The sequence below is a fragment of the Neobacillus sp. SAB-20_R2A genome (genome assembly GCF_049568635.1).
GTDB classification, from domain to species: Bacteria; Bacillota; Bacilli; order Bacillales; family Cytobacillaceae; genus Neobacillus; species Neobacillus citreus.
The window spans coordinates 841,414-866,913 of sequence record NZ_CP145895.1; the positions used below are offsets into that span (position 1 = coordinate 841,414).

Annotated in this window: 29 protein-coding genes; 17 read left to right on the plus strand and 12 right to left on the minus strand. The window is 41.5% G+C overall.

Annotation, left to right across the window (positions count from 1 at the left end):
- Positions 1-53: 53 nt before the first annotated feature.
- The 10 genes from ftsZ to bacA all read left to right on the plus strand — a co-directional run bounded on the left by ftsZ (position 54) and on the right by bacA (position 9,913).
- Positions 54-1,214: a cell division protein FtsZ gene (gene ftsZ, locus V5M37_RS04155; protein ID WP_423800893.1), complete on the plus strand. Its 1,161-nt coding sequence runs from the start codon at positions 54-56 to the stop codon at positions 1,212-1,214.
- A 361-nt stretch (positions 1,215-1,575) separates the two neighbouring features.
- Positions 1,576-2,760: an ABC transporter substrate-binding protein gene (locus tag V5M37_RS04160; protein WP_423800894.1), complete on the plus strand. Its 1,185-nt coding sequence runs from the start codon at positions 1,576-1,578 to the stop codon at positions 2,758-2,760.
- Between the two features lie 146 nt (positions 2,761-2,906).
- A complete protein-coding gene (locus tag V5M37_RS04165) occupies positions 2,907-3,785 on the plus strand; it encodes a branched-chain amino acid ABC transporter permease (protein ID WP_213146289.1) in 879 nt (292 codons plus the stop codon).
- Positions 3,786-3,795: 10 nt separating this feature from the next.
- Positions 3,796-4,731, plus strand: a complete 936-nt coding sequence (locus V5M37_RS04170) for a branched-chain amino acid ABC transporter permease (protein ID WP_213146290.1) — start codon at positions 3,796-3,798, stop codon at positions 4,729-4,731.
- A gap of 1 nt (position 4,732) precedes the next feature.
- Positions 4,733-5,512 carry an ABC transporter ATP-binding protein gene (locus V5M37_RS04175; RefSeq protein ID WP_423800895.1) on the plus strand — a complete coding sequence of 260 codons (780 nt, stop codon included), beginning with the start codon at positions 4,733-4,735 and terminating at the stop codon, positions 5,510-5,512.
- A complete protein-coding gene (locus tag V5M37_RS04180; protein WP_423800896.1) occupies positions 5,505-6,212 on the plus strand; it encodes an ABC transporter ATP-binding protein in 708 nt (235 codons plus the stop codon). Before V5M37_RS04175 ends, V5M37_RS04180 begins: the two co-directional genes overlap by 8 nt.
- Before the next feature lie 138 nt (positions 6,213-6,350).
- Positions 6,351-6,464 carry a 50S ribosomal protein L33 gene (rpmG, locus tag V5M37_RS04185; protein WP_423800897.1) on the plus strand — a complete coding sequence of 38 codons (114 nt, stop codon included), beginning with the start codon at positions 6,351-6,353 and terminating at the stop codon, positions 6,462-6,464.
- Between the two features lie 154 nt (positions 6,465-6,618).
- Positions 6,619-7,818, plus strand: coding sequence for a GTP-binding protein (locus tag V5M37_RS04190; RefSeq protein WP_423800898.1), 1,200 nt, complete (start codon positions 6,619-6,621; stop codon positions 7,816-7,818).
- 197 nt (positions 7,819-8,015) lie between these two features.
- Positions 8,016-8,960, plus strand: coding sequence for a metal ABC transporter substrate-binding protein (locus tag V5M37_RS04195; RefSeq protein ID WP_423800899.1), 945 nt, complete (start codon positions 8,016-8,018; stop codon positions 8,958-8,960).
- Positions 8,961-9,109: 149 nt separating this feature from the next.
- Positions 9,110-9,913 carry an undecaprenyl-diphosphate phosphatase gene (bacA, locus tag V5M37_RS04200; protein WP_423800900.1) on the plus strand — a complete coding sequence of 268 codons (804 nt, stop codon included), beginning with the start codon at positions 9,110-9,112 and terminating at the stop codon, positions 9,911-9,913.
- Positions 9,914-10,317: 404 nt separating this feature from the next.
- Here bacA and acpP read toward each other — a convergent pair whose 3' ends face one another.
- The gene (gene acpP / locus V5M37_RS04205; protein WP_423800901.1) at positions 10,318-10,548 is read right to left on the minus strand and encodes an acyl carrier protein; all 231 of its coding nucleotides are present in this window, start codon (positions 10,546-10,548) and stop codon (positions 10,318-10,320) included.
- A 351-nt stretch (positions 10,549-10,899) separates the two neighbouring features.
- Between acpP and V5M37_RS04210 the strand changes: the two genes are divergently transcribed.
- Both V5M37_RS04210 and V5M37_RS04215 read left to right on the plus strand, forming a co-directional pair.
- Positions 10,900-11,760, plus strand: a complete 861-nt coding sequence (locus V5M37_RS04210; protein WP_423800902.1) for a hypothetical protein — start codon at positions 10,900-10,902, stop codon at positions 11,758-11,760.
- Between the two features lie 38 nt (positions 11,761-11,798).
- A complete protein-coding gene (locus tag V5M37_RS04215; RefSeq protein ID WP_423800903.1) occupies positions 11,799-12,875 on the plus strand; it encodes a hypothetical protein in 1,077 nt (358 codons plus the stop codon).
- A gap of 270 nt (positions 12,876-13,145) precedes the next feature.
- Here the strand turns inward: V5M37_RS04215 and V5M37_RS04220 are convergent, their stop codons facing one another.
- Positions 13,146-13,364 (minus strand): hypothetical protein, encoded by a 219-nt coding sequence (locus tag V5M37_RS04220; RefSeq protein ID WP_213146297.1) that lies wholly within the window; start codon positions 13,362-13,364, stop codon positions 13,146-13,148.
- 334 nt (positions 13,365-13,698) lie between these two features.
- Between V5M37_RS04220 and V5M37_RS04225 the strand changes: the two genes are divergently transcribed.
- Positions 13,699-14,727 (plus strand): SDR family oxidoreductase, encoded by a 1,029-nt coding sequence (locus V5M37_RS04225; RefSeq protein WP_423800904.1) that lies wholly within the window; start codon positions 13,699-13,701, stop codon positions 14,725-14,727.
- 192 nt (positions 14,728-14,919) lie between these two features.
- On the opposite strand, the gene V5M37_RS04230 is transcribed toward V5M37_RS04225, so the two are convergent.
- Positions 14,920-15,555 (minus strand): YitT family protein, encoded by a 636-nt coding sequence (locus tag V5M37_RS04230; RefSeq protein WP_423800905.1) that lies wholly within the window; start codon positions 15,553-15,555, stop codon positions 14,920-14,922.
- A 168-nt stretch (positions 15,556-15,723) separates the two neighbouring features.
- Here V5M37_RS04230 and V5M37_RS04235 point away from each other — a divergent pair, with 168 nt between their 5' ends.
- Positions 15,724-16,170, plus strand: a complete 447-nt coding sequence (locus V5M37_RS04235) for an Lrp/AsnC family transcriptional regulator (protein WP_423800906.1) — start codon at positions 15,724-15,726, stop codon at positions 16,168-16,170.
- 122 nt (positions 16,171-16,292) lie between these two features.
- Here V5M37_RS04235 and V5M37_RS04240 read toward each other — a convergent pair whose 3' ends face one another.
- The 5 genes from V5M37_RS04240 to V5M37_RS04260 all read right to left on the minus strand — a co-directional run bounded on the left by V5M37_RS04240 (position 16,293) and on the right by V5M37_RS04260 (position 19,898).
- Positions 16,293-17,174, minus strand: a complete 882-nt coding sequence (locus V5M37_RS04240; RefSeq protein ID WP_423800907.1) for a PhzF family phenazine biosynthesis protein — start codon at positions 17,172-17,174, stop codon at positions 16,293-16,295.
- Positions 17,175-17,225: 51 nt separating this feature from the next.
- The gene (locus V5M37_RS04245; RefSeq protein WP_423800908.1) at positions 17,226-17,672 is read right to left on the minus strand and encodes a GNAT family N-acetyltransferase; all 447 of its coding nucleotides are present in this window, start codon (positions 17,670-17,672) and stop codon (positions 17,226-17,228) included.
- Positions 17,673-17,894: 222 nt separating this feature from the next.
- Positions 17,895-18,146: a hypothetical protein gene (locus tag V5M37_RS04250; protein WP_423800909.1), complete on the minus strand. Its 252-nt coding sequence runs from the start codon at positions 18,144-18,146 to the stop codon at positions 17,895-17,897.
- Between the two features lie 287 nt (positions 18,147-18,433).
- Positions 18,434-18,823 carry a hypothetical protein gene (locus V5M37_RS04255; protein WP_423800910.1) on the minus strand — a complete coding sequence of 130 codons (390 nt, stop codon included), beginning with the start codon at positions 18,821-18,823 and terminating at the stop codon, positions 18,434-18,436.
- Between the two features lie 487 nt (positions 18,824-19,310).
- Positions 19,311-19,898: an HAD hydrolase-like protein gene (locus V5M37_RS04260; protein WP_423800911.1), complete on the minus strand. Its 588-nt coding sequence runs from the start codon at positions 19,896-19,898 to the stop codon at positions 19,311-19,313.
- A gap of 118 nt (positions 19,899-20,016) precedes the next feature.
- Between V5M37_RS04260 and V5M37_RS04265 the strand changes: the two genes are divergently transcribed.
- Positions 20,017-20,400: a DUF2809 domain-containing protein gene (locus tag V5M37_RS04265; protein ID WP_423800912.1), complete on the plus strand. Its 384-nt coding sequence runs from the start codon at positions 20,017-20,019 to the stop codon at positions 20,398-20,400.
- A 30-nt stretch (positions 20,401-20,430) separates the two neighbouring features.
- Here the strand turns inward: V5M37_RS04265 and V5M37_RS04270 are convergent, their stop codons facing one another.
- Entirely contained in the window at positions 20,431-21,918 is a 1,488-nt protein-coding gene (locus tag V5M37_RS04270) for a carboxylesterase/lipase family protein (protein WP_423800913.1), read from the minus strand.
- A 252-nt stretch (positions 21,919-22,170) separates the two neighbouring features.
- On the opposite strand from V5M37_RS04270, the gene V5M37_RS04275 reads away from it, so the two are divergent.
- Together V5M37_RS04275 and V5M37_RS04280 are read left to right on the plus strand one after the other, a co-directional pair.
- Positions 22,171-22,638 carry an RNA polymerase sigma factor gene (locus V5M37_RS04275; protein WP_423800914.1) on the plus strand — a complete coding sequence of 156 codons (468 nt, stop codon included), beginning with the start codon at positions 22,171-22,173 and terminating at the stop codon, positions 22,636-22,638.
- Positions 22,635-23,405 (plus strand): hypothetical protein, encoded by a 771-nt coding sequence (locus V5M37_RS04280; RefSeq protein WP_423800915.1) that lies wholly within the window; start codon positions 22,635-22,637, stop codon positions 23,403-23,405. The genes V5M37_RS04275 and V5M37_RS04280 overlap by 4 nt, the downstream gene beginning before the upstream one ends.
- Before the next feature lie 64 nt (positions 23,406-23,469).
- Here the strand turns inward: V5M37_RS04280 and V5M37_RS04285 are convergent, their stop codons facing one another.
- The 3 genes from V5M37_RS04285 to V5M37_RS04295 form a co-directional block, all read right to left on the minus strand.
- Entirely contained in the window at positions 23,470-24,066 is a 597-nt protein-coding gene (locus V5M37_RS04285) for a M15 family metallopeptidase (protein ID WP_423800916.1), read from the minus strand.
- 258 nt (positions 24,067-24,324) lie between these two features.
- Positions 24,325-25,116 carry a 3-hydroxy-5-phosphonooxypentane-2,4-dione thiolase gene (gene lsrF / locus V5M37_RS04290; protein WP_423800917.1) on the minus strand — a complete coding sequence of 264 codons (792 nt, stop codon included), beginning with the start codon at positions 25,114-25,116 and terminating at the stop codon, positions 24,325-24,327.
- 8 nt (positions 25,117-25,124) lie between these two features.
- Positions 25,125-25,484: a cupin domain-containing protein gene (locus V5M37_RS04295; protein ID WP_423800918.1), complete on the minus strand. Its 360-nt coding sequence runs from the start codon at positions 25,482-25,484 to the stop codon at positions 25,125-25,127.
- Positions 25,485-25,500 lie beyond the last annotated feature (16 nt).

The following is a 25,500-nucleotide window of genomic DNA, read 5'->3' on the forward strand; positions in this document are numbered from 1 at the left end:
GCAGCCATGATTAGTATGAAGCAGGAAAATGGGATGAATGAGGAGGAATAAATATGTTTAATTTTGAACCAAGCTTGGACCAATTTGCTAGGATTAAAGTCATCGGTGTCGGCGGCGGAGGGAACAATGCTGTGAACCGGATGATTGAGGATGGCGTTGGCGGTGTGGAATTTATTGCTGTCAATACGGATGCACAAGCACTCCACCAATCAAGAGCAGAGATTACGATGCAAATTGGATCATCCTTGACACGAGGCTTAGGAGCGGGGGCCAATCCGGAAATCGGCAAAAGAGCAGTGGAAGAAAGCAGACAGCAGATTGAAGAAGTACTGGAAGGCGCAGACATGGTTTTCGTTACAGCCGGAATGGGCGGCGGGACAGGCACTGGGGCAGCGCCAGAAATAGCGAAGATTGCTCGAAAAATTGGTGCCCTGACTGTTGGAGTTGTCACCCGTCCTTTCAAGTTTGAAGGTCACAAGCGGTCAGTAAATGCCATGAATGGAATTAACGCCATGAGAAACGCGGTGGACACGTTAATTATTATTCCAAACGACCGCTTGTTGGAAATCGTCGATAGAAAAACACCGATGATCGAAGCTTTCCGCGAGGCTGATAACGTGCTTAGGCAGGGGGTTCAGGGGATTTCCGACTTAATCGCTGTCCCTGGTTTAATCAACCTTGATTTTGCCGACGTAAAAACGGTCATGTCCCATAAAGGCACTGCCCTGATGGGAATTGGCGTGGCAAAAGGGGATAATCGCGCTGCAGAAGCTGCCAAGAAGGCCTTAAATAGTCCGCTCTTGGAAACGTCTATCAATGGAGCGCAGGGTGTCATCATGAACATTACCGGAGGAGCCAATTTAAGCCTTTTTGAAGTTCAAGAGGCAGCCGATTTAGTTGCTTCTGCTTCTCATGAGGAATTAAATATGATTTTTGGATCGGTTATTAACGAAAGCCTGAAGGATGAAATAATCGTAACGGTCATTGCGACAGGATTCGATGAGCAAGCGCCTGAAGTTCAACAGCCTGCCCCTCAGCCAACAAGGACCTTTCAGCGAGAAGAAAGATTCGGGCGCACTCCAATAAAACGCGAGGAGCCGGTTTACGAACAACAACAACAACAACCAGAACCAGAACCAGAACGATACTATGAACAGCCAGAAGAAGAATCTCTGGATATTCCATCGTTCCTGCGCAGACGGAGAAATCGATAAATAGAGGATAAACAGGGGGACAGTTCTAGAGGCCACAAAGGCCAAAAGAACCGTCCTCTTTTTTTATTATTCTATTTTGAATTTTTAAATAACTCTTATCCGAAAATTTATTATTCAAATTTAAGTAATTTATGGAAGACACCCACATTTTCCTTATGTTTTTCCGCATGAAAACACTATCATTTCCATAAGATACGCAAGTTTCTGAAATATTAAAATAATATACTAGACGAAAATAAAAAATTGTTTTAATATACTAATAGTTAATAAATTTCTAACTATCATTTCCCGATATTACTATTCGGTTAATAATGTCAGAAAAATCAAAAAAAGAGAAAAACAACAGAGGGGGAACCTAGAGATGAAAAAGAAATTTAGTAAGGTATTTATGGTATCAGCATTAGCTGCTGGAATCCTTGCCGGCTGTGGGACAGGAAACCAAAGCGCCAGCGGCGGCGGAGGCAATTCAGATGTCTTCAAGCTTGGCGTAAACATGGAGCTTTCCGGTAACGTTGCATCATACGGTGAATCCATGGCAAAAGGTGTTGAAATGGCCGTAGCGGAAATTAACAAAGCTGGCGGTGTTGAGGGCAAGAAAATCGAAGTGATTAAAAATGACAATAAATCAGAAGCGGCTGAAGCAACAAACGGAATTATCAAGCTGACAAGCCAAGATAAAGTAAATGCGGTAATCGGTGCAGCAACAAGCGGAAATACAGTGGCCCAAGCACAAATTGCCAATGATACGAAAACCGTTCTAATCGCACCAGGCGGAACCAGCCCAACTGTTACTGTAGATGAAAAAGGAAAAGTAAGAGAATTCGTTTTCCGTACATCTTTTATTGATCCATTCCAAGGCACAGTTGCTGCGAACTTTGCTGCAAGTAATTTAAAAGTAAAAGATGCAGCCATTTTCTCAGATAGCTCAAGTGACTATGCAAAAGGATTATCCGATGCTTTCAAGAAAACATTTGAAAAAGCTGGCGGCAAAATCGTTGCAGAAGAGTCTTATGTAGGTAAGGATACTGACTTCCGTGCCACATTAACTCGTATTAAGGCGAAAAATCCATCCTTTATTTTTATCCCAGGATATTATGAAGAAGTTGGCTTAATTGTTAAGCAAGCACGCGAGCTTGGCATCACTGCTCCTTTAATGGGTGCAGACGGATGGGATTCACCAAAGTTAGTTGATTTAGCAGGTGCTGACGCATTAAATAACACTTATCTAATCAACCACTATTCAACTGAAGATCCTGATCAGAAGGTTCAAGACTTTGTTAAAGCATTCAAAGACAAGAACAATGGCGATGCGCCTAACGCTTTCAATGCCCTTGGTTATGACACTGTTTATTTCTTAGCAGATGCCATTAAACGTGCAGGCAGCACAGACTCTGTCAAGATTCAAAAGGAATTAGCGAAAACGAAAGATTTATCACTTGTAACTGGAGTATTATCGATTGATAAAAATCATCACCCAATTAAATCTGCAACAGTGCTAGAATACAAAGATGGTAAACAAGTATTTAACTCGAAAATTAATCCTTAATATTTAGACCAGTAAAATGGAAGGATTATCCTTCCATTTTACTTTTGTAAAAAAAGGCTATGCTAAAAATAATTGTTAGTTTGTGAACTATTGATAAATAGAACAGACAAGTTTAACACAGCCTTAGAAAAAAGGAGCAAAAACGTATGGATTGGTTACAACAGCTGATAAATGGAATTTCACTCGGCAGCATCTATGCCTTAATCGCATTAGGATACACCATGGTGTATGGGATCATTAAATTAATTAACTTTGCTCATGGTGATGTATTTATGGTTGGTGCCTTTATTGGATTCTATGCGATTAAGGGATGGGGATTAGGCTTCTTGCCTGCACTCATCATTTCGATGGTATTCTGTGCGGTATTTGGGGTATTAATTGAACGGATTGCCTATAAACGGCTTCGGAATGCTACGAGAATCGCTGCCTTGATTACAGCGATCGGAATGTCTTTGTTGATTGAATACGGAATGATCTATATCCGCGGCGCTCAGCCGGAAGCATATCCTGCTGACGTATTGCCAAATAAGGCCATCAATTTCTTTGGTGTCCATATTAACAGCCAGTCTTTATTTATCCTATTAACATCAATTATTTTAATGATTATTTTACAATTTATTGTTCAACGCACGAAAATGGGAAAAGCGATGCGCGCTGTTTCTCTTGATATGGACGCCGCCCGCTTAATGGGAATAAGCGTTGACAAAACGATTTCCTTCACGTTTGCCATTGGTTCGGCATTAGCAGGAGCAGCAGGGGTCGTGTTTGGTGTTTATTATACAAAAATTGAACCGCTGATGGGTGTCATTCCTGGGTTAAAAGCGTTCGTTGCAGCCGTATTAGGGGGCATCGGCAGTATACCGGGAGCGATGGTTGGCGGGATTTTCCTCGGTGTCATTGAATCGATTGTCAGTGCAGCAGGATTTTCTTTATGGAGAGATGCCGCCGCCTTTGTCATTTTGATTCTCATCCTTATTTTCAGACCATCCGGCATCTTTGGGAAAAATACAAGAGAGAAAGTATAGGTGAAAAATAATGAAGAAATCAAAATCATTTTGGGCATTTCTGATTCTAGCGGCGGTTGTGTACGTAGTCGTCCAATTTTTCATCGGCTCAGGGTTCATAAATATTTATTATAGTAATTTGTTGATTACCATTGCCATTAATATTATTCTGGCAGTCAGTCTCCATTTGGTCATTGGCATCACTGGCCAGTTCTCCATCGGCCACGCTGGTTTCCTGGCAGTCGGCGCTTATGTTTCAGCGATTGTCACGATGAAATTAGAGCTGCCATTTATTCTTGCCGTTGTGCTTGGCGGGGTTATTGCCGCTTTGGCCGGTCTGATTGTCGGCATTCCGACCCTAAGGCTCCGTGGTGACTATTTGGCGATTGCGACTCTTGGTTTTGCAGAAATCATTCGCATTGCCTTATTTAATATTGACTATGTTGGCGGGGCCGCTGGTATGCAGGTATCGCATCTGACGACTTGGACCGTCACTTTTGTCTGTCTGGTCATTACGATTCTGGTGATTACGAACTTTACGAATTCTAGGCACGGACGGGCGTGTATTGCGGTTCGGGAAAATGAAATTGCTGCTGATGCGATGGGAATCAACACCACGTATTATAAAGTTCTTGCTTTTGCGATTGGATCATTTTTTGCCGGAATTGCCGGCGGGCTATTTTCACATAATTTCTATATCATCCAGCCGGGAAATTTCGGTTTCTTAAAATCATTTGATATCCTCATCTTCGTTGTCTTGGGCGGCCTCGGCAGCCTTACAGGGTCAGTGATTTCGGCTATTTTATTAACCGTTATATCAGCATTCTTGGCACAATATCCGGAGACACGGATGATTATCTATAGCTTAGTTTTGGTCATCGTGATGCTTTACCGTCCTCAAGGCTTGATGGGCACACGTGAAGTCACTGATTTATTCAAGTGGAAACCGGCTAAAGGAGGCAATTAAGATGGCGTTACTTGAAGTGAAAAATGCCGGCATTCAGTTTGGCGGATTAAAAGCCGTTTCTGGCTTTGATATGAGACTTAACCAAGGCGAACTGGTCGGATTAATTGGACCGAACGGAGCCGGAAAAACCACTAGCTTTAACTTGTTAACAGGTGTTTACGTGCCAACAGAAGGCGAGATTGTATTTAACGGAAAGCGGCTGAACGGACTGCCTCCCTACAAGGTGACGCAAAGCGGGATCAGCCGTACCTTCCAAAATATTCGCCTGTTTAGTGAATTATCCGTGTTAGACAATGTAAAGGTTGCCTATCATTCGTTAGCGAAAAACTCCATCTTGAGCTCCATTTTTCGTCTTCCCTCCCATTTTTCTGAGGAGAAAAACATGGAAGATAAAGCGCTTGAGTTTTTAAAAATTTTTAACTTGGAAAGATTTAAAGATGAAAAGGCGAAAAATTTACCGTATGGCCAGCAGCGGAGATTGGAAATCGCCCGGGCGTTAGCGGCCGGTCCGAAACTATTGCTGCTGGATGAACCGGCCGCGGGGATGAACCCGCAGGAGACCCACGAATTAATGGAACTAATTGCCTTTATTCGTGAACAGTTTGACTTGACGATTTTATTAATTGAACATGACATGCAGCTTGTCATGGGAATCTGTGAACGGATTTATGTCCTCGACCATGGCCAACTGATTGCGGAAGGTACTCCGGAGGAAATTCGGAGCCATCCGAAGGTCATCGAGGCTTATTTGGGAGAGGAGGTTTCTGACGAACATGCTTAAGGTCAATGATATTAATGTGTTTTATGGAAACATTCAGGCGCTCAAAGGCATTTCATTAGAAGTGAAGGAAGGCGAAATTGTCACCTTAATTGGGGCTAACGGAGCGGGAAAAAGTACGCTTCTGAAAACCTTATCCGGACTGCAAAGGCCAAAATCAGGGACGATTGAATATTTAGGCGATACGATCTCCACAAAGGCACCGCAAGCAATAGTTAAGGCAGGCATTTCCCACGTCCCAGAAGGACGGCGCGTGTTCTCCAATATGTCAGTAGAGGAAAATTTGGAGCTTGGCGCCTATACCAGAAAGGACGCAAGCGGGATTCGCAAGGATATGGAAAAAGTCTATGAATTGTTCCCGCGGCTGCTGGAACGCCGCAAGCAGCTATCCGGAACACTTTCCGGCGGGGAACAGCAAATGCTGGCAATGGGACGGGCCATCATGGCCAAGCCAAAGCTGCTGCTGCTGGATGAGCCTTCAATGGGCTTGGCGCCTTTGATCGTTAAACAAATTTTTAACATTATCGAGCAGATTAATAAGGAAGGAACAACCGTCCTGCTCGTCGAACAAAACGCCAACATGGCCTTATCCGTCGCCGACCGGGCCTACGTCATCGAAACCGGCCGCATCCAAATCTCAGGCACCGCCGCCGAACTCCAAGCAAGCGAAGAAATCAAAAAAGCCTACCTTGGCGGGCATTAGTGATTCATAGGGACGGTTCTCATGCATCAGTTGCATGAGGACCGTCCCTATGTTTCGTTTTGGACTTGACATGATAAAAAGAACTACTGTAGAATACAAAACGAAATGATTACGATTTATTAGGAAGGAGGAAATAATATGCGTGTAAAAATAACCCTGCAATGTACGGAAACAGGTGATCGAAATTACATCACTACTAAAAACAAAAGAACTAATCCTGACAGGCTGGAATTACGGAAATATTCCCCCTGATTGAAACGATATACACTGCATAGAGAAACGAAGTAGCTTTTTTGAAAGTCATTAAATTGATACTAGGCAACATCCTGAATGTTCTATTTTTTCAAGCCTCAGCATAATCTTTAAATCGTAATGATTTTGATTTAAGCAGGAAGGAAGAATTTGTATGAATGATACTAAGATTCCAGTAACTGTATTAAGCGGCTATTTAGGTGCAGGCAAGACAACATTATTAAATCATATTCTTCAAAACCGAGATGGGTTAAGAGTTGCCGTCATTGTTAATGACATGAGTGAAATCAATGTAGATGCCGAATTAGTGAAACAAGGAGGAGGTCTAAATAGGACGGAAGAAAAACTAGTTGAATTATCGAATGGGTGCATTTGCTGTACGTTAAGAGAAGATCTTTTAAAGGAAGTGGAGCGTCTGGTCAAGAAAGGAAATATTGATTACATTTTGATTGAATCAACAGGTATTAGTGAACCTGTACCAGTGGCGCAAACATTTTCTTACATAGATGATGAATTGGGGATTGACCTGACAAAATATTGCAGGCTGGATACCATGGTGACGGTGGTGGATGCAAATAGGTTCTGGCATGATTTTGGTTCGGGGGATTTACTTTTGGAAAGAAGCCAGGCTTTAGGTGAAGATGACGATCGCTCGGTTGCGGACTTATTGGTTGACCAAATTGAGTTTTGTGATGTTTTACTTCTTAATAAATGCGATTTATTGGAAGAAGAGCAATTAGATCAGCTGGAGGTATTTTTAAAGAAACTGCAGCCTGCAGCAAAATTTCACAGGACGGTAAAGGGAAAAATAGCTGCTGCAGAGATTATAAATACGGGTTTATTTAATTTTGAAGCAGCAAGTGAGTCGGCCGGCTGGTTAAAAGAACTGGAGGCACCTGAGCATACGCCAGAAACGGAAGAGTATGGGATTAGCTCCTTCGTTTATAGAAGTTCGACCCCATTCCATTCTGAAAGGTTTAATCACTGGATTGAAGAAATGCCTGCAGAAATCGTAAGGGCGAAGGGGATCGTATGGTGTGCAACCAGGAATGATCTAGCTTTATTGTTCTCACAGGCAGGTCCTTCAATACAATTAGACCCAGTTTCATATTGGGTAGCCTCCTTGCCATCTGAGCAACAAGTTCAGTTTTTAAAGGAAAATCCCGAATTAAAAGATGACTGGGATGAACAGTTTGGGGATCGGAAGAATGAACTTGTTCTAATTGGGATTGATATGGATAAAAAACTTGTGAAGACTTCTTTAGATCGCTGTTTGTTGTCCGAAGAGGAAATGAGCCAAGATTGGGATAAAATGAAGGATCCATTTATATGGACTATTACTGCAGCAGTATAACAATTCTTTTAAAAAGTGTATTAAGTCAGTTCTTTTCGTTATAATTTGGAAGTTGACAGAAACAATAAATCATTATACGATTTAAATCGTAATAATTTCGATTTGACAAATCTAAAAATGTCATAAAAATACAGATAAATATGGCAAATAAATCGTAACGATTCCTAATTATGGATAATTATGGAGGTAAAGGGAGCATGAAAAGACATATAAGTCTATTTATTATTTTTCTATTGATATTAAGTGGTTGCTCCAACGCAGCTTCAACAAACAGTGAAAAACAGAGTGATGGATCCAAAAAACTGCAAATTGTCACTACTTTTTATCCAATCTATTATTTTGCTCAGAAGGTGGCGGGCAATTCAGCCAACGTTGAACTATTGATACCAAATGGTGTCGAGCCGCATGATTGGGACCCAACTACAAAAGATATGATGAAAATTCAAGATGCTGATGTGTTTATTTATAATAGCCATTATTTTGAAACTTGGACTGAAAAGGTACTCAAGAGCATTGATGCTTCCAAATTGAAGGTTGTCGAGGCCTCTGATGGAATCGAATTGATGGATGCACTAGAAACAGGCGAAGAGGCGGACCATGACCATTCAGAACATTCGTCTTCTAAAGATCCCCATGTTTGGCTTTCTCCGGTGTTAGCCCAGCAAGAGGTGGACACTATAGCGAAGGCTCTAGGAGAAGTAGACCCAGATAATAAAGATCAGTATGAGAAAAATGCCGCTGATTTGAATTCCCAGCTTGCCGAATTAGACCGCGAATACAAAGAAACCATCGATCAAGCTATGAATAAAGAATTTGTTACCCAGCACGCTGCATTTGGATATTTGGCCAAACAATACGGGTTAACGCAAATTCCAATTGCCGGCTTGTCCCCAGATGTAGAACCTACATTAGGCAAATTGGCTGAATTAACGGAATTAACCAAGAAGAAAAATGTAAAAATCATTTATTTTGAAGAGCTAACCTCATCCAAAGTAGCTGATACACTAGCCAAAGAAATAGGCGCTAAAACAGCCGTATTAAACCCATTAGAAGGACTAACAAAAGAAGAACAAAAACAAAGCCTAGACTATATAGGCGTCATGAAAAAAAATCTTGAGTCATTAAAGCTATCCATAAAGTGAAGCATAGGGACGGTTCTCATGCATCAGCTGCATGAGGACCGTCCCTATATTTTATGTTAAAATATTTTTTAACTAAAAATTAATACTGCTTTTTGGTCATTAACGGGTATTATTAAAAGGTAGCATTTAATTAGGAGGAAAATATATTTATGAGTGAGCACGTAATAGCGTTTATAATGGGAATCGTTGAAGGGTTAACAGAATATCTTCCCGTTTCATCAACAGGACATCTCATCTTAGCCGGTCATCTATTAGGGTTCGAGGGAGATCGGGCGAAAACATTTGAAGTTGTCATTCAATTAGGATCGATCCTAGCAATTGTCGTGTTATATTGGAGAAGATTTTTTTCACTGTTAGACTTTAAGAGTTTAAATATAAAGGACAACAACAGAACAAAACTGAATCTTCTTCACGTATTTTTAGGTGTACTGCCAGCCGTGATTGTAGGCTTTGTCCTCCACGATTTTATTAAAAATGTTCTGTTCTCTGCAACAGTCGTTTTGGTAGCTTTAGTAGTCGGTGCCTTTTTATTAATTTATGCTGACAAAAAGAACACAACGGTTACAGCGCACACTATTGATCAATTATCCTATAAGCAAGCCCTATATATTGGTCTGTTTCAATGCTTAGCTGTTTGGCCAGGATTTTCACGAGCTGGTTCTACCATTTCCGGAGGATTATTAGTGGGCGCAAGCCAAAAAACAGCCGCCGAATTTTCCTTCATTCTGGCATTGCCTATTATGGTAGGAGCAACAGGATTAGACTTATTGAAAAATATGGACGCCATAACGTCAGGAGACATCACCACCTTTGTCATCGGCTTTGTAACAGCCTTTGTAGTCGCATTGCTTTCCTGCATCGGATTCCTAAAACTGCTCGACAAAGTAAGGCTTTCAACATTCGCTTACTACCGCATCATCCTTGCCATTGTCTTTGCGTTTATCATCCTATAAAGTGAATCATGGGGACGGTTCTCATGCATCAGATGCATGAGAACCGTCCCCATGTGTCTTTTGTTCTATTTATCAGTATGATTCTTTGTGCGATAGATAACTCGTATGGTACGGAATTAATTAATCAATAAAGAAGGAACGGTAAATCTAAAAAAACTCCCCTATCATGCAGTAAGTTAAGAATTTATTAAGAATAATAAGCTACTATTAAGACAGTCTTTTTCAAGACCCCCCTTATATATTATATCTGGAAGCCCTCGAGGATTGTTTTCGAATAGTCTTGAGGGCTGCTTTTTTTGAAAAATCGATAGGTTTCCAAACAGCATTTTTTAAATATAGAAAAAGCGGATGCCATCTGCTATACGGTCGAGTGTCCGTCTGCGTCGGGCTATCCGCCTTATTTGTTAACGATTTTTTTCAATAAAGTTTACGACATCACCGACTGTTTGAAGCGTCGGCGCCACTTTATCACTAATTTCAATCGCAAATTCATCCTCAATTTCCATCGTCAGATCCACCATATCAAGCGAATCAGCTTCAAAGTCATCCTTGAATGATGCATCAAGTCTGACCTCCTCTATTTTAACCCCCAGTTGATCTGCAATAATCGGCTTTAACTTTTCAAATGTGGTCATTGCGGCATCTCCTTCCTCACGTTTCATACCCACCATTATAACAACCTAATTCGGAACGTAAAACATAAAAGTATTTCCAATATTCGGCGAACATTTCACCAAATAGAAGTCGTTTCTACTCTCAGTTAGGGCACTAAACAGTTCGGAGCAAGCTGCATTTATAAGGGGGCATCTCATCAGAAGATTTGCTGTGAGTATAGCCCCTTTGTAGAGGAACTTTGACTCATCGATTATAAATCCTGCTTAGGTTAAAAGAACCCATTATTGTTAAAACCGACAAAAAATTTAATGACATTGTCGAATGCTGTCAGTGGAAGTGATAAAACTCTGCTTTTGAAAGGGGGTGAAAGAATGTACTTTAGGCATTTTATTCTAATGGGTGTTATTTTAGGGGCGGCTGCTTTCTTGCCAAATAACGCATTGGCAAACGGAGCAGCCGGTCAACCGGAACAACAAAACGCAGCAGCACAAACTCGCGTTTCAGCGAATGCTGAAAATCCAGTAGCTTCAAAAAAAGAAGTGCCAGTTCCAACTGAAAATGTACATAAAAGTCAAGGTGAAGTGGTTCAAAAACCGGAGGCGAATCCTAGTACACAAAAATCCATACCAATCAAATCTGTTTCAGCGTCACCAAACAAGACGAATAGGGCAGCACCTCCCTTAGATAAGGGTTTGAATGCTAGTAAATCTGCTGAACAGACTGCAAAGGTGAAGGACGTGGGACAATCAGGGCCGCCAAAGCCAAATGTCGACACGAACCAGCTTCCGGAGGTCTCTGAGTCAACCCCCTCAAACCAATCTGCTCCTGAAGCCGAAATGGACAACCATTCTTCAAGTGTGAATGCTAAGTCAGAAACCATTACGGAAGAAAATGATTCCTCAGTATCAATAAAGACTAGCATTTCGCAGGAACCACATATAGTTGAAGAAAGCAAGGCTCCATCTAACGATAGGAAGATTCCTTTTGAGGTCATGAATATCCTTCCGCAGCTTACGTCATCCCCAGGAGGGCAGTCTGATGTTCAGTTCAGTCCTGGGACAGGTGCGGTAGGTTTTATAGCAAATTGGTCAGACTGGGATGAACATTTATCGCTGACCCTTGGCCTGAACTACACTTCTCGCCAAGCTAAGTACAGTCACCAATGGATTAATGCTCCACCTTCACCACCACCAGAAACAGCTCCTTTTTTTAAAACGTTAACTGCTAATTAAGCCACGGGTAACGAAAAATAAAGGAGCAAAATTGAAAAATGAAACATTATCTTAAAACATATAAACTCGTAAAATCATTCGTAGTAACAGGAGTATTGTCGTTTGGACTTATGTCAGGAGGCCAATTTACTGCAGCGGCTGGACTTGATAAAGCAAAAGTGGAACCTGTTAAAGCTGTTCAAGCTACCGGCTCCCAAAATGGACATGCCAATGAAAAAAAGGTTGAAACCCCTATAGTTCCTGCTGAGACGGAGATAGCTGTTCAGCCAGCAGAAGAAGTCGAAGCTGATGCTCAGCCAATAGAGGAAGTCAAAACTGAAGTGGAACATAAAGAAGAAGGAAGCATCGGAAAATCACAGGCAAGCATACATGCCAGTGAAACGGCAAAAATGCATGCTTCTGAAAACTCAGCAATCTATCAAACTACTTCTGATAGTCAATTAGAAGAATCGACTACAACTGCTGAAACTGCAGGATATCTATTCGGATCGGATTCAGCTTCATCAGCGAATCCTGCAGGGGAAGATTTTTATATTGGGAAGTTAGGTTATGGGAGCACGGTGCAGTTTGATGCAAACACGGGTGGTGCCATTTATTTCAGTAGTGCAAGAGCACAGAGTGCCAGCTATGTGTACGGTTATTGGTTTTTATCCGGTATGCAAACAGCACCAGCAGGAATCTCCGCAAGCGATTGGGGTGCGCAGCAGGCAAAATTAGCTCTAGAAAGCTACGAAGCTATGAAGAGTGTATATAGCTCAAAGGTTAGACCCGTTATTTTTATTGATGTAGAATCGGCTTATACCGGTTTAAGTGACTATGACTATGCCAATAATCATGAGATTTATAACGCATTCGTCAATTATTTAAATCAATATGGACAAGGTGTAAAACCAGGAACCTATTCATCTCCAGGCAACTGGGACCGTACCATGGGGGACTTTTCACCCAATACTCCGGGTGCTTACTGGGTTGCCTATTACCCAGGTGACATCCCATCCGATTTGACAACCAGCAATTCATACTGGGTCAACTTCCCAGGAACAACCGAAAAGGCCGAAATCTGGCAGTACTATGGCGGCTATGATGACTATAATGTAGCTTGGAAATTGCCATAACGAAATATTCGGTTTCTATTTTTTATAGTAACCAAATAAAGAGTCTGTCCCAAAAAGTATAACTTTTAGGGGCAGTCTTTTTTTGTGAGATGGCAATGTTCCTCTTTTTTTTTAAATACCCAAAGCATCGAGCATAAACAACATATCCCAATTTAATATTCGCTCTCCTAACACCTTCTGGATTTCCTCAAAGGTAATAGGGGGTTCCTTTGCGGAAGCCCCTCCAATTAGTGTTCTTTTTTCTTCTTTGAAAGAAGATTAAAGTCATTATTATTCTTCTGAATAAGACGGTTGGGTTTGCATCTGGGACTGCACTTGACTTATCAATGTTTGAATTTGTGCAACTTCACTTGATGCTTGTTTCAATGCTTCTAAGCAAAGAGTGGTGTTAGCAGCTGATTGTTCAATGGCTGAAGTGATCATATCTTTTACAATAGAAGAAGCCGCCTCTGCTTGTTTCAATTTATTAGTGTCGACTTGATTTGTCATTTGTATTTCCTCCTTATTATTTGTTTACAACACAAAATATAGAATGCTTCTAAAAAAATTATTTAATCCTTGTCCAAAACAAAATTAAATTACATATTTTACATAAACATTATAAGAGCATTGCTTAGGGGCGGTTTAGTCGAATAGTGATTATAAGGAAAAAAATGGTGAAATAATTTCATAATGGAGTGATGAAAATATGGTATTAAAAATTCAACATTTTCCATTGTGAAAATTCCCCCTAGGATAAATTTATTATCCTCCCCGTATCTTTTTATAAAAAATAATCGTTATATAAAGTAAAAGAGATTTATAAATGGAATGGGGGAGAAGGATGAAGGTTTTACTTTTAGGAGGGACTCGTTTTTTAGGAAGAGCGTTGGTAGAGGAAGGCTTGAATAGGGGTCACGAAATAACCTTATTTAATCGTGGAACCAATAAAGAGGTATTTCCTGAAGTGGAGAAGCTAATTGGGGATCGGGACGGAGATGTGTCCCTTCTGAAAAATCGCAAGTGGGATGTGGTAATGGATACGTGTGGGTTTGTTCCCCGGCAGATTCAAAAAATCGCAGCGGTACTTGGGGACAACATCCATCATTATACGTATATTTCAAGCATCTCTGTTTATAAAGATTGGGTTCCGCTCAATATTACCGAAGACTATCAGCTACAAACTTTATCGCAGGATCAACTAAGAGCTGTTGAGGAAGGGGAAGCTTCTCCTTATGAGTATTACGGTGCGTTGAAGGTCCTATGTGAGAGGGAAGCAGAAAAGCATTGGCCGGGACGTGTGCTGCAAATAAGAGCAGGACAGCTTGTCGGACCGTTTGACTACACGGACCGGCTTCCGTACTGGGTCCAGCGGGTAGCACAGGGAGGAAAAGTATTGGTGCCGGGGCGTCGGGACCGTCTTGTTCAACTGATTGATATAAAAGATATCGCCAAATGGGTGTTTGATATGGCGGAAAACAGAAAAGCAGGGACGTTTAATGTGACAGGCCCGAACGATAAATTGACGATGGAAGAGCTGTTGGATACTTGTAAAGCTGTCGCCAATAGCGAGTGCGAATGGGTATGGGCAGATGAGCAATTTTTGCTGAAGCGTAATGTGCAGCCATGGACGGAAATGCCGCTATGGGTTCCCGAGAACTTCCCGCTAGAGCGAGAAACAGAACCGTGGAAAGGCTCTTTTTCTATCAATATCGAAAAAGCAGTTAAAGCGGGCCTTGTCACCCGATCACTGGAGGAGACGATTAAAGATGTTTATGAATGGCTGAAGGCCCGCCAGCAGCATAATCTTAAAGCAGGGGTTTCGCGGGAAAGAGAACAAGAAATGTTAGAGGCGTGGTTTCCTAAAGGATAACGATGATATGTGAAAAATTAACAATGGTAAAAGGGATTGCTGCAGGCAATCCCTTTTTTACTCCATTTTTTGTCTTTTCTTATCTAAAAGTTATTGAAACCCGTAAATGGATAGGGCTTTCATCAAGAAGAAAGACAAGGGAACGGGTCTCATGATTCAGGATCATGATAACCGTTCCCATATGTATTGACACTATCTAGGAACAGCTGCATGCGATTTCGCTGGATGAATGGAAAAGGTTTCTTTTCTCTCAGCTGCTTTGTTTCTGTTCGCAATGTCATTTTTATAATAGCTTATTACTTGGGCTGTTACCGCAATCGACAAGATGGAGAAAAGACCTCTTAGCAGCCCGACAACGTAAATGCTAGATAGAACAACAATGGCATCAAATAGGAAGTTTATTTTACCAGGGTTGAATTGAAATCTCTTTTGCAGATACAAAGCAAGAATATTAGCCCCGCCAAGGGAAGCTCCATTCATAAACAGTATCGTTACACCAATTCCAATTATTAACCCGCCCAACATTGCACCTATCCAAATCGGAAGTGAAAAGTGTGGCAGCCATTGGTCCATTCCAGTCAATAACGTCAGGATGGAAACAGAAACAACGGTATTTAAGGTAAACTTCCATCCCATTCTAAAAACTGAAAAAATATAAAACGGGATATTTACTAAAAAGAAAATCACAGCGAATGGAAGATTAAAAAGATACGCTACACTTAGCGAGAGTCCGGCTGTGCCTCCTGTGACAATATTGGCATGTTTTAAAAGGATAACCCCAATACTTGTTACCAAGCATCCTAGGAAAATATTTATTGACTTCCTCATTTTTAAATCACCTAATCTCTTATCAATATTAATACGATTAATAACTATTTTAATAATAAAAGATAAAAGGACAATTTTACATATCAATAAGAAGGCATTATTATTAAGTTGTATTCAATTTGAATTAAAATCTATCGTTTTATATTCATAATGAAAGGAGTGTTTTTGGTGGATCAAATAGACATTAAGTTATTAGAGCTTTTGCAAAAAAATTCCCGCATGACAATCAGCGACTTATCACAGGAGTTAGCGTTAAGTAGGCCGAGTATTTCGGAACGTCTTCACCGGCTGCAAGAGAAAGGGGTTATCGAAGAATACAGTGCCAGAATTTCCCTTCCTGCAATTGGAAGAGACATACTGTTAATTATTCAAGTGGGCGGCGTTAAAGTATCCTTACAAGAATTTGAAGAATTCGTTAAAAAAGAAGAGGGAATTATCGAGTGCCATCGTGTGACCGGGGAAGTAAGCTATATTTTAAAAGCTGCTGTTTCAAACATGAATGGCATGAGGCAATTAATCGATAAATTAATTCCATTTGGAAACATCAATACTTCTACTGTATTGTCATCACCTGTTCCATATCGATACATTTTGCCATTCGAAGAATCTTCATAGGATTCCATCCTACAGGGGAAGTTTGGGGAGAAGAGAGTGTACTGTTTCTTCTAGTGGAGTAATTCATGGGGACGGACCTTATGCATGTAAAAACCATAAGAGCCGTCCACGTATGTGGAAATTTATAGTAACCATTCACCCTGAGCAATCTTTTCAACCCTTCCCCCAACGGAAATGTTGATTTCGCCGTTCTCCTCATTTGCCTTTAAAAACAATAAAGATGGTCTGCCCATTTCATATCCTTGTTCGACTCTTATATTGATATCGCTTGTTTGGAAAAATCGGTATTTAACTAGGTAGGAAGCCAAGCATCCATTTGCGCTGCCAGTGGCGGCATCCTCTGGCATCCCATAATAATCTCCAAAGTCGCGGACATTTACCTGATTATCCGGATGATACGTTTCAGGAGCAAATACCAAAATCGCTTTTGCGTCCGTATTCTCAATCAATTCATAGTACTTTTCTAAATTGACCCTTACTCTTTTAACAGTGTCCAGACTTTTTAAGGGGACAAGAATGACAGGGAGCCCAGTGGAAACCTCTTGGATCGGGAACCGCTCATCAATGGCATCCTTCTCGATTTGTAAGACATCACAAACCGGGTCGGTCTCTAATATCTGTCCAAAGGCAGGTTGATTCTGTTTCATCCAAATAATGCTTTCGTTTGTATCAAACGAGACAGGAATCGGGCCAGCCATATAATTTAGTGTAAGTGTTTCTGCCGGTTCCTTTAATAGCTCATGTTGAATAACATAGGCAGTTCCCAGCGTCGGATGGCCGGCAAAAGGCACCTCTTCATTAGGAGTAAAGATGCGGACATCATAGCCACCGTCTTTTGTTTGGTCAGATAGAATAAAAGTAGACTCCGAATAATTCATTTCCTTGGCGATTTGCTGCATTTCCCGGCCAGATAGATTACCCGCATTTTTGAAAACAGCAAGCTGGTTTCCGGTATATTTCCCCTGCGAAAAAACATCCACAATTGAAAAATTTATTTTGTCCATTAGAAATCTCCTATTCTATTAAAATTGAATCATGGGGACGGTTCTCATGCATCATCCGCGAAATTTTTCCATAAACCTTTCCGGGTGATCAATCGCTTTGAAACCGAATTGGCTATACAGGGTGTGGGCATCATTTGTGACTAACATAAACCGGCGGACATTTTGCAGGTCTTGGTGGTTGGTGATAACCTCCATCAGCCATTTGGACAACCCTAATTTACGGTATTCGGGCACAATGAACACATCTGCAAGATACGCAAAGATCGTCAAATCTGAGACGACCCTTGCAAAGCCAACCTGCTCTACATCGCCTTTGCTGACATCCCCTTTATAGACGCCAAAACATAAGGCAGTATTGTCAATCGACTTCTTTATGATTTCCTTTGGGCGGCCCAGTGCCCAGTAGGATTCTTCGCTTAAAAACTTGTGGATTGTTTCGATATCTAAATACTCTTTATTGGTAGATATAGTGAAGCCATTTTTTAGCCATGTGTTCATCGGTGAACCTCCTTCATATAGATACGCATTGGAAAAGGATGCCTCTTTGATAAATTTTAACATATGATATCTATTTCTGTGAGATTACGGATTGGGACAAATCTCGTAGGAGTGAGGTTATGCCCATTTTTGAGAGAACAAGTTTATAGGTCAATGACTAAGGAATAGGATGATGTAAGTTTGAGAAGAAAGGAGTGCATGTTATGTATCTTAATCCTATATCTATGTATAATACCAATCCATATACTCAGGAAATTCATGTGTATTCAACTCCATTTCCAGAGGAGTATTATTACCAAATGAACCCTTATGAAAGACAATTTGGCCAATTTTTCCCACCAATGGGACCGCCGTCAGGAACACCTGGCTTTTCACCACCAATTGCCCCACCGGGTCAAGGCCCAGGAGCAGGACCTCCAACAGCACCACCGGGTCAAGTCCCGCAAGTTGGGCCGCCAGCGTCACCGCCGCCATCCTTTGTTCCCACACAGACACAACAGCAAGCGGAAGCATTTGCCGTTGATCCAGGCGGTATTAGAAGATGTTTATTCAGATTCACGTATGTATGGCTAAGAGGTTTCGAGCAATTTTGGTTCTATCCAATATTTGTCGGACGCAACTCAGTCGCAGGGTACCGATGGACTGGATTTAGATGGATGTATTTCGGAATAAATCTACGGCAAATTCAATCGTTTACTTGCGTTTAGACACATGGGGAAGGTTCTCATGCTTGTGGATGATGAGAACCTTCCCCGAGTGTGTTAAATTACTCTTCTGTTAATGACTGTGCAACGTCTTGCACCCCTGTTGATTAAGCTGCGTGCCTGTGCTAATGTGATTGTGACAAAAACTGCTCGGTCCATATCGTCTTCTACATCAAACAAGGCAAATGCTTCTCCATCAACAATGAATACACAAATGAATTCCACCTCCAGATCATCAGATCTTGGACGGCTGGATACAATTTCACAAAGCTCAACGCCTGCATTCAATAATACTCTTGCTTCTCGGCGGGAAATTCGAATAAACACGAATTCTTCGAATGCAACACCATTTGCCTCCACTTCAATCTCCACTACAAGAAAAAAGCCATTTCTCCTGGTTTGTAATATACAATTGGCACCAATTGAAACAACATCCCCCATACTCATATTCCTCCACCCCCTTTGTACTATTAAATTCCATAGCGAACGGAAGGTGTGGACAAACTAAAATTAATTTTTTGTTTTTATGCCAAATTTTTACTTAAAAATGTATATTACCACCTAAATTTCACTATATTTCCAACGTTTTGAGATTGGGTTTGAAGATAATTTAGCTTTTTGGGGGAAAGAAAAGCAAATGGCCCAATCTACTGAGCCATTTGCTTGTACAAAAAAAGACTGTAAAGTTTGAGGACAAATTTCATTTAAGAATAGCTTTTTCTACGTTATCAATTGGAAGACAGGAACAATAAAGTATCGGCTCCTCCTACGCCAAATACCGTGATGGCCACGCATGCCATCCCCTCTACTACATACTATAACGTTCCGATGTTAATAAACAGTGTTATAGATGTTAGCAAATTGTTAAACTTCGATTAATTTATGTTGAAGGTTAAGTATATGAGCTGCAGAACAGGAAAATAATATGTAAAAATCAAAATGGAGGACGGAAAATGGTACCCATTAATTTAAGAACGATCGGAACAAACTCCGCATAGCTCTCAATATGAAAATCAGCCTCAATGTTACGATTTTGAAAGGAACAGGTTTTAATCTTTAATTCTCGTGCAGGAATTAAATCCAAGTCCCGGTCCCCAACCACCAAATCAATGTGATGGCTTTTAAGGACATATTCATATGACGAGCGATGAGGCTTTCTGGTAAAGCCCTGTTCTTCAACGGAAACAATGTCCTTAAAGTATTTTAATAAATCAAATTTCTCAAGCAGATAAATCGTGGACTCCTTATCGCGATGCGTCACAATCACATTGTTCTTGACTGCTTCTAAAGCATCCTTAACCCCATCAAATGGCTTGCTGATCCTTTTGGAAAAATAATTAAAAGACACTTGGTACTCGCCACGTCGGCTCTCATCAATTCCATAATGTTTAAAGGCCGTCTTAGAATCCTTTTTCAGCCATTTTAAAACCTCACCGCGGTCTAGCTCTTGCCCCACTACCTGTACAAATCCTTCAACAAGTGCTGGATAGGTATCAAAAAGCGTCCCATCGAAATCCCACAAAATGTTTATAACAATCCCTCTTTCATATACGATTTTTTCATAAAAAGAAAGTAACATATGATGCTTAAAAAAGGAAGAAAGCGTAATATTTATTTCGAGGGGGGAGATTCCACTGAATTTGAAAAGAAGCATGTATTTAACAACAATCATAATTGTCATTTTATTAGGGCTTGCCTCCCGAAAATACGGCCAGTTCCTGCCGCCCTTTATAGCGGAAAATGCCGGTGATGCATTGTGGGCGATGATGGTCTATTTCGGATTCCGCTTCTTGCTTGCAAAAAAAAGCATCCAAACTGCCATTATCCTTAGCATATTATTTAGTTTCGGAATTGAATTTAGCCAACTATACCAGGCCAACTGGATTAATCAGATTCGCGGAACAGTGCTCGGAGCGCTTGTGTTGGGACAAGGTTTTCTTGCGGTGGACCTGTTGCGATACCTAGTAGGCATTCTAATTGGAAGTCTGATTGATAGGATCGATCTAAAAATAAACAAGGTCTAGCCGGTTTTCTATCCGGCTAGACCTCCTTTTTTACGATTTCATTACCGTTGCCGCTTGTTCCCATACCAACCGTTCGGCCCGGTTAGGGTCATTCACGACCGCACTCTCCAGGTTAAAAATCATCGTTGGCCGGAAATTCAAATCATACTTTGGCCACGAAGGGAGGGCGTCAGTATTTGGATTGCCGTTCCGTGCAAAGTTAATCCAGGCCTGGTGCATTTGATCGGCTACCAGCTGCCGTTCCGGAGAGGTACCTGTGAAGTTTGTCGTGTTTGGCTTATCCAGTGTGTTCCAGACAAAAGGAATTTCTAATGCATGTGTTGCTTTAAGGGCGCCGTCAAATACAGGTGTCTCCCAATCAAAGCGATACATCCAGACCGGAGCACCTTGATTACCCTGCAGCTCTGCCAGCTTTTGCGCAGGGTATGTAAAAATATGAATGGTCAGCAGTTTATTGAATAGATCTTGGCTTAGTGGTTCAGGATTAAAGTTTGCAATAAGAGGCACGAGCGGTCCAAAGGTTTTTTCAAAAATCGCCTTGACCTTTGCCTCATCTGCATCTTTCCACTCAGGGTCAAAGACACTGAAAATATTGAATTCATCCTTGTTGGTACCAATTAAAACCGGGATATCCTTTGCTGAACCCTCGGCTATCGCCAGTTGTGGATGTTTTGGCAGGGATACGCCATCAATAACCGGTCCCAAGCTCATTGACGGGAGAAGATCGGCAGCTTGAAGCAGCTGTTCAACTGGCAACTCCTCCAATTTTGCCAGATTAGTAGGTTCTACTTGTAAAGCTGCGAGTATGGCACCCGCTACTTTTGTTGCGGTTTCAGGAGGATGGACGTTTGCCGCTGCGCCGCTTTGCAGGATTGCTTTTTGGAAAAGACCTTGAGCAGAAGGGAATCCAAGCAATACTCCAACACTCATGGCCCCCGCCGATTCTCCAAAAATGGTTACGTTATTAGGGTCGCCGCCGAATGCCGAAATATTTTCCTGCACCCAATGCAGTGCGGCAACCTGATCCAGGATCCCGCAGTTCCCGGAAGTGGCATATTCAGCTCCGCCAATTTCGCCAAGGTGAAGGAAGCCGAAAACTCCCAACCGGTAATTAATTGTCACGACAACGACATCGCCTTGAGCAGCAAACGAAGATCCATTATACCAATGACCAGATCCAGATCCAGTAACATAAGCACCACCATGAATCCAAACCATCACGGGACGTTTTTTATCATCTGCTCCCGGTGACCAAACATTTAGGTATAAGCAATCCTCACTCACATTCGAGACGTCATTCCCGAAAAACTCCATTATTTCTTTTTGAGTTTGCGCTGCAACCGGTGAAAAGGAGGTTGCATCCCGAACACCTTCCCAAGAATCCGGCAGTTCCGGAGCCCGGAACCGAAGCGGGCCGACTGGCGGTTTTGCAAAGGGGATCCCCTTCCAAGAATAAACACCATCAATCTGTTCTCCTTGTAATTTACCGTAAACGCTTTCAACAATTGTATTGGACATGAACGTTCTCCTTTCAAACGATAATCATACTTATTAACTTTATTCGAGATGAGGGAGGGGTTTTCCTTTTATTTACATCGTTATATAAAATATTTTTTCACTAACCGGGCGGAGGTTTTCGTGTTAACTTAAATATTGTGAAAGGTGAAATAAATATTGCGCTAATTCGACTAATTTGTGGGGATTAAAAATAGGAGAAAAAATGGAGTTGACCAGCTGATGATAAGCAACACAATTTCGGAGTGGTTTTACTTGTACAACAAAGATATATACCACTTTTTAGTTTATTACATCGGGTCAAGTGATGTAGAAGATCTGGTGCAGGAAGTTTTTATCCGAGCAATTAAAGGCTTTGATACTTATCAGGGAAAATCAAGTCCTAAAACCTGGCTTTTTTCGATTGCGCGCCATGTGGGAATAGATGAAATTAGAAAAAGAAAGCGTTTAAGGATCAAGCAAATGAATTGGTTCAGGGAGGAGCAAACGGATAAGGAAACACCGGAGAAAATTCTCCAACTAAATGAAAATAACAGGTTGCTTTATCAAGCAATCCAATCTTTAAAAACAAATTATCGAGATGTCATCATCCTTAGAGGGATTAAAGAACTCACTGTATCTGAAACAGCATCCATTTTAAATTGGAATGAAAATAAGGTTCGAATAACCTATCATCGTGCGTTAAAGACACTACAAAAAAGTATTGGAGGATACTCTCTATGAAAAATGATGAGAAATTTGATGATGTAGAGAGAAAAATTCGCTCATTACCAGAACCTGATTATGATAAAAAGTTTACTAAAGATACCCAAGATAAAATCCATGAAAACCTATTACAATTTGCAAGTTCATATGATAACAAGAAAAGGGGAGCTGCAATAATGAAAAAGATGTTAGTAGGTTTAGCTAGTGTTGCTGCGTTCATATTATTCGCTGTTTTAGCTATTCCGTTCATTGAGGATAAACTATCAGATTCTAATTCAAATACGCCAGGGCAACAAACGAAAGAACCTGTGACAATAGATAAAAACAAAGAGGAAAATGATAATAAGAACCCAGCTGATCCTAAATCAACAGATCCTAGTCTATATGAAAATACAGAATATGGATTTAGCTTTGCGTTACCGAAAAGTTGGGAGGGGTACCAGATAGTAACGGATACTTGGGAAGGTATATCTACTGAACAAAATAAAATAATCGAGAGTGGCAAAATCCTTTTAATTAGACACCCAGGTTGGACGGAGGCGAATCCGAGACAGGATATTCCGATTATGATTTTTACGCTTGATCAATGGTCTTCACTTGAAAAAGGGGAATTTCATATTGGAGCAGCACCTATTGGACCAACAAAGCTGGGAGAAAATGATAAATATGTTTTCGCGCTGCCGGCTAGATATAACTTTGCATTTCTTGAGGGATATGAAGAAGTAGAAACCATTTTACAAAACCATCCACTTCAAACGAAAAATGTATCCAATATTGATAAATGAACACTGGTACTACTAAAGATTTTGACCAAGTATAACGACATCCGCAGGCGAATAGTGAAAATCACTATTCGCCTGAATTTGGTCCCGCAACTAAGGAGGAATCTGGTCGTTCCCCATTCTGCAGATCAGCAATCGTTAAACCAAAATTCATCTCCAGGTGAGGGTAGTCTTTGAATTTAGCCCAGTCTCCGCCCCATTCAAACCCCAGCTTTTTCGCCATTTGGACGACCTCCATCCAATCGGATTTCGAGTTTCCATTCCGATCATATTCCCGGTCCCACACCACATCTCCCGAAGGCGTCTTTAGCGCAAAATCAATCGCCAGTCCGTAATTGTGATAAGACTCGCCGCCCTTTGCATGGGTGACAACCGCTCCCTCTGCGGTACGGCCTTGTTCATAAAGACTGTCCTGCTCATCGGCACTGCGAAACCCATCCGTAATAACCACGACAATCCCTTTTTTGGCAGCCTGCTGGATTAACTGATTGGTGCGCTCCTTCACGACAGGATGAAGTTCAGTCGGCATTGGAACATCCTTTGCAATCGCCGGTTTCGGAGTATCAGAATTCGTATTATTATAAAAGATTACCACTATGGTAATCACGAGAACTAATAAAGGTAATACTCGTTTTATTCGTATTCTTTTTCTTTTTCGTTTCAAAGCTAGCAGTTCCTTTCTTGTTTTTGAAAAATTATATCACTATAAAAGACGAAATGACGAGTCTAATAGTTTCATATAATCAGCAAATGGAGAAATATGGTATTTTAACGCGATTTATTCCAAAATGTCGTGAGGACCGGAAATTATGTAGTGAAATCCTGGAATTATGTAGTGAGAGGTTCAAATTATGTAGTGAAAATTGTCCAAATAAAAAGGGAGGGCCAGGTTTTGCCCTCCACACCAATTAATGCAACAATTTTAGCCCACCTTCACTCCCGTCAACTGCCCATACAACTCCAGCGCCTCACCAACCTTCAGCCCCTTATGCACAATCCCGTTAATCGCCTGAATCATCGCTTCCGGATATTCCGATTGCCAGATATTACGACCCATATCAACGCCCGCTGCACCCTGGTTCATTGCATTAAACGTAAGCTCCAGCGCATCTTTAATCGTCTCCAACTTAGGCCCGCCCGCAATCACAACCGGCACCGGACAGGTCCCCGTAACTTTTTCAAACCCCTCACAATAATAGGTTTTAACAATATCCGCCCCCATTTCGGCAGCAATCCGCGATGCCAAACCTAGGAACCGTGCGTCCCGCTTCTCCAGTTCATGGCCGACAGCAGTAATCGCAAGTACAGGAATGCCATACTCATGGGCCTCGGTAACGACATTCGCCAAATTCGCTACTGTCTGCGTTTCATACTTGGACCCGATAAACATCGAAACCCCGACCCCAACCACATTATGGCGGATTGCTTCCTTAATCGGTGTCACAATCGTCTCATTGGAAAGGTCGCTAAGCACACTCGGACCGCCGGACACCCGCAACAGCATCGGCTTATTTACATCGGAAGGGATGCAGGCATCGAGTGTCCCCCTAGTCACAAATAACGAATCCGTATGCTGAAGCAGGCTGCGAACTGTTTCGCCCGGTTTTTCCAACCCATGGACAGGGCCGAGGAAATAGCCGTGGTCTATCGCCAGCATGACGGCTTTGCCGCCTGGAAAGATCTGACTCATTCTATTTTGAAATCCCCAATTCATTTCAAAAATCACTCCTTCATTTTCGGATTTTCTACAATGACCGTGTCTCTTTCGCTGATATGCGGCGATTTTATAAACACCGCTTTGAAATCGACAGAGGAAGTATTTTTTAAATAATGAGTTTCAAATGGCCGGACCTGCAGCATGTCGCCAGGTTTGACATGTACAGGCTCGCCGTTTATATAAATATCCATTTCCCCTTCAAGGATATAGAAAATTTCTTCGCAGGTCGTATGATAGTGATTTTCATGGTCATCGCCCGGTTTTAACAACACCACGCCAATATCGACATTTGGTCCTTTTCGTAAGTACTTCGGCCCGTGGGTGCCATAACGGTAGTCGAGGTTTTCTTCGTTCACGTGAAACATTGCCGTTTCACCCCCT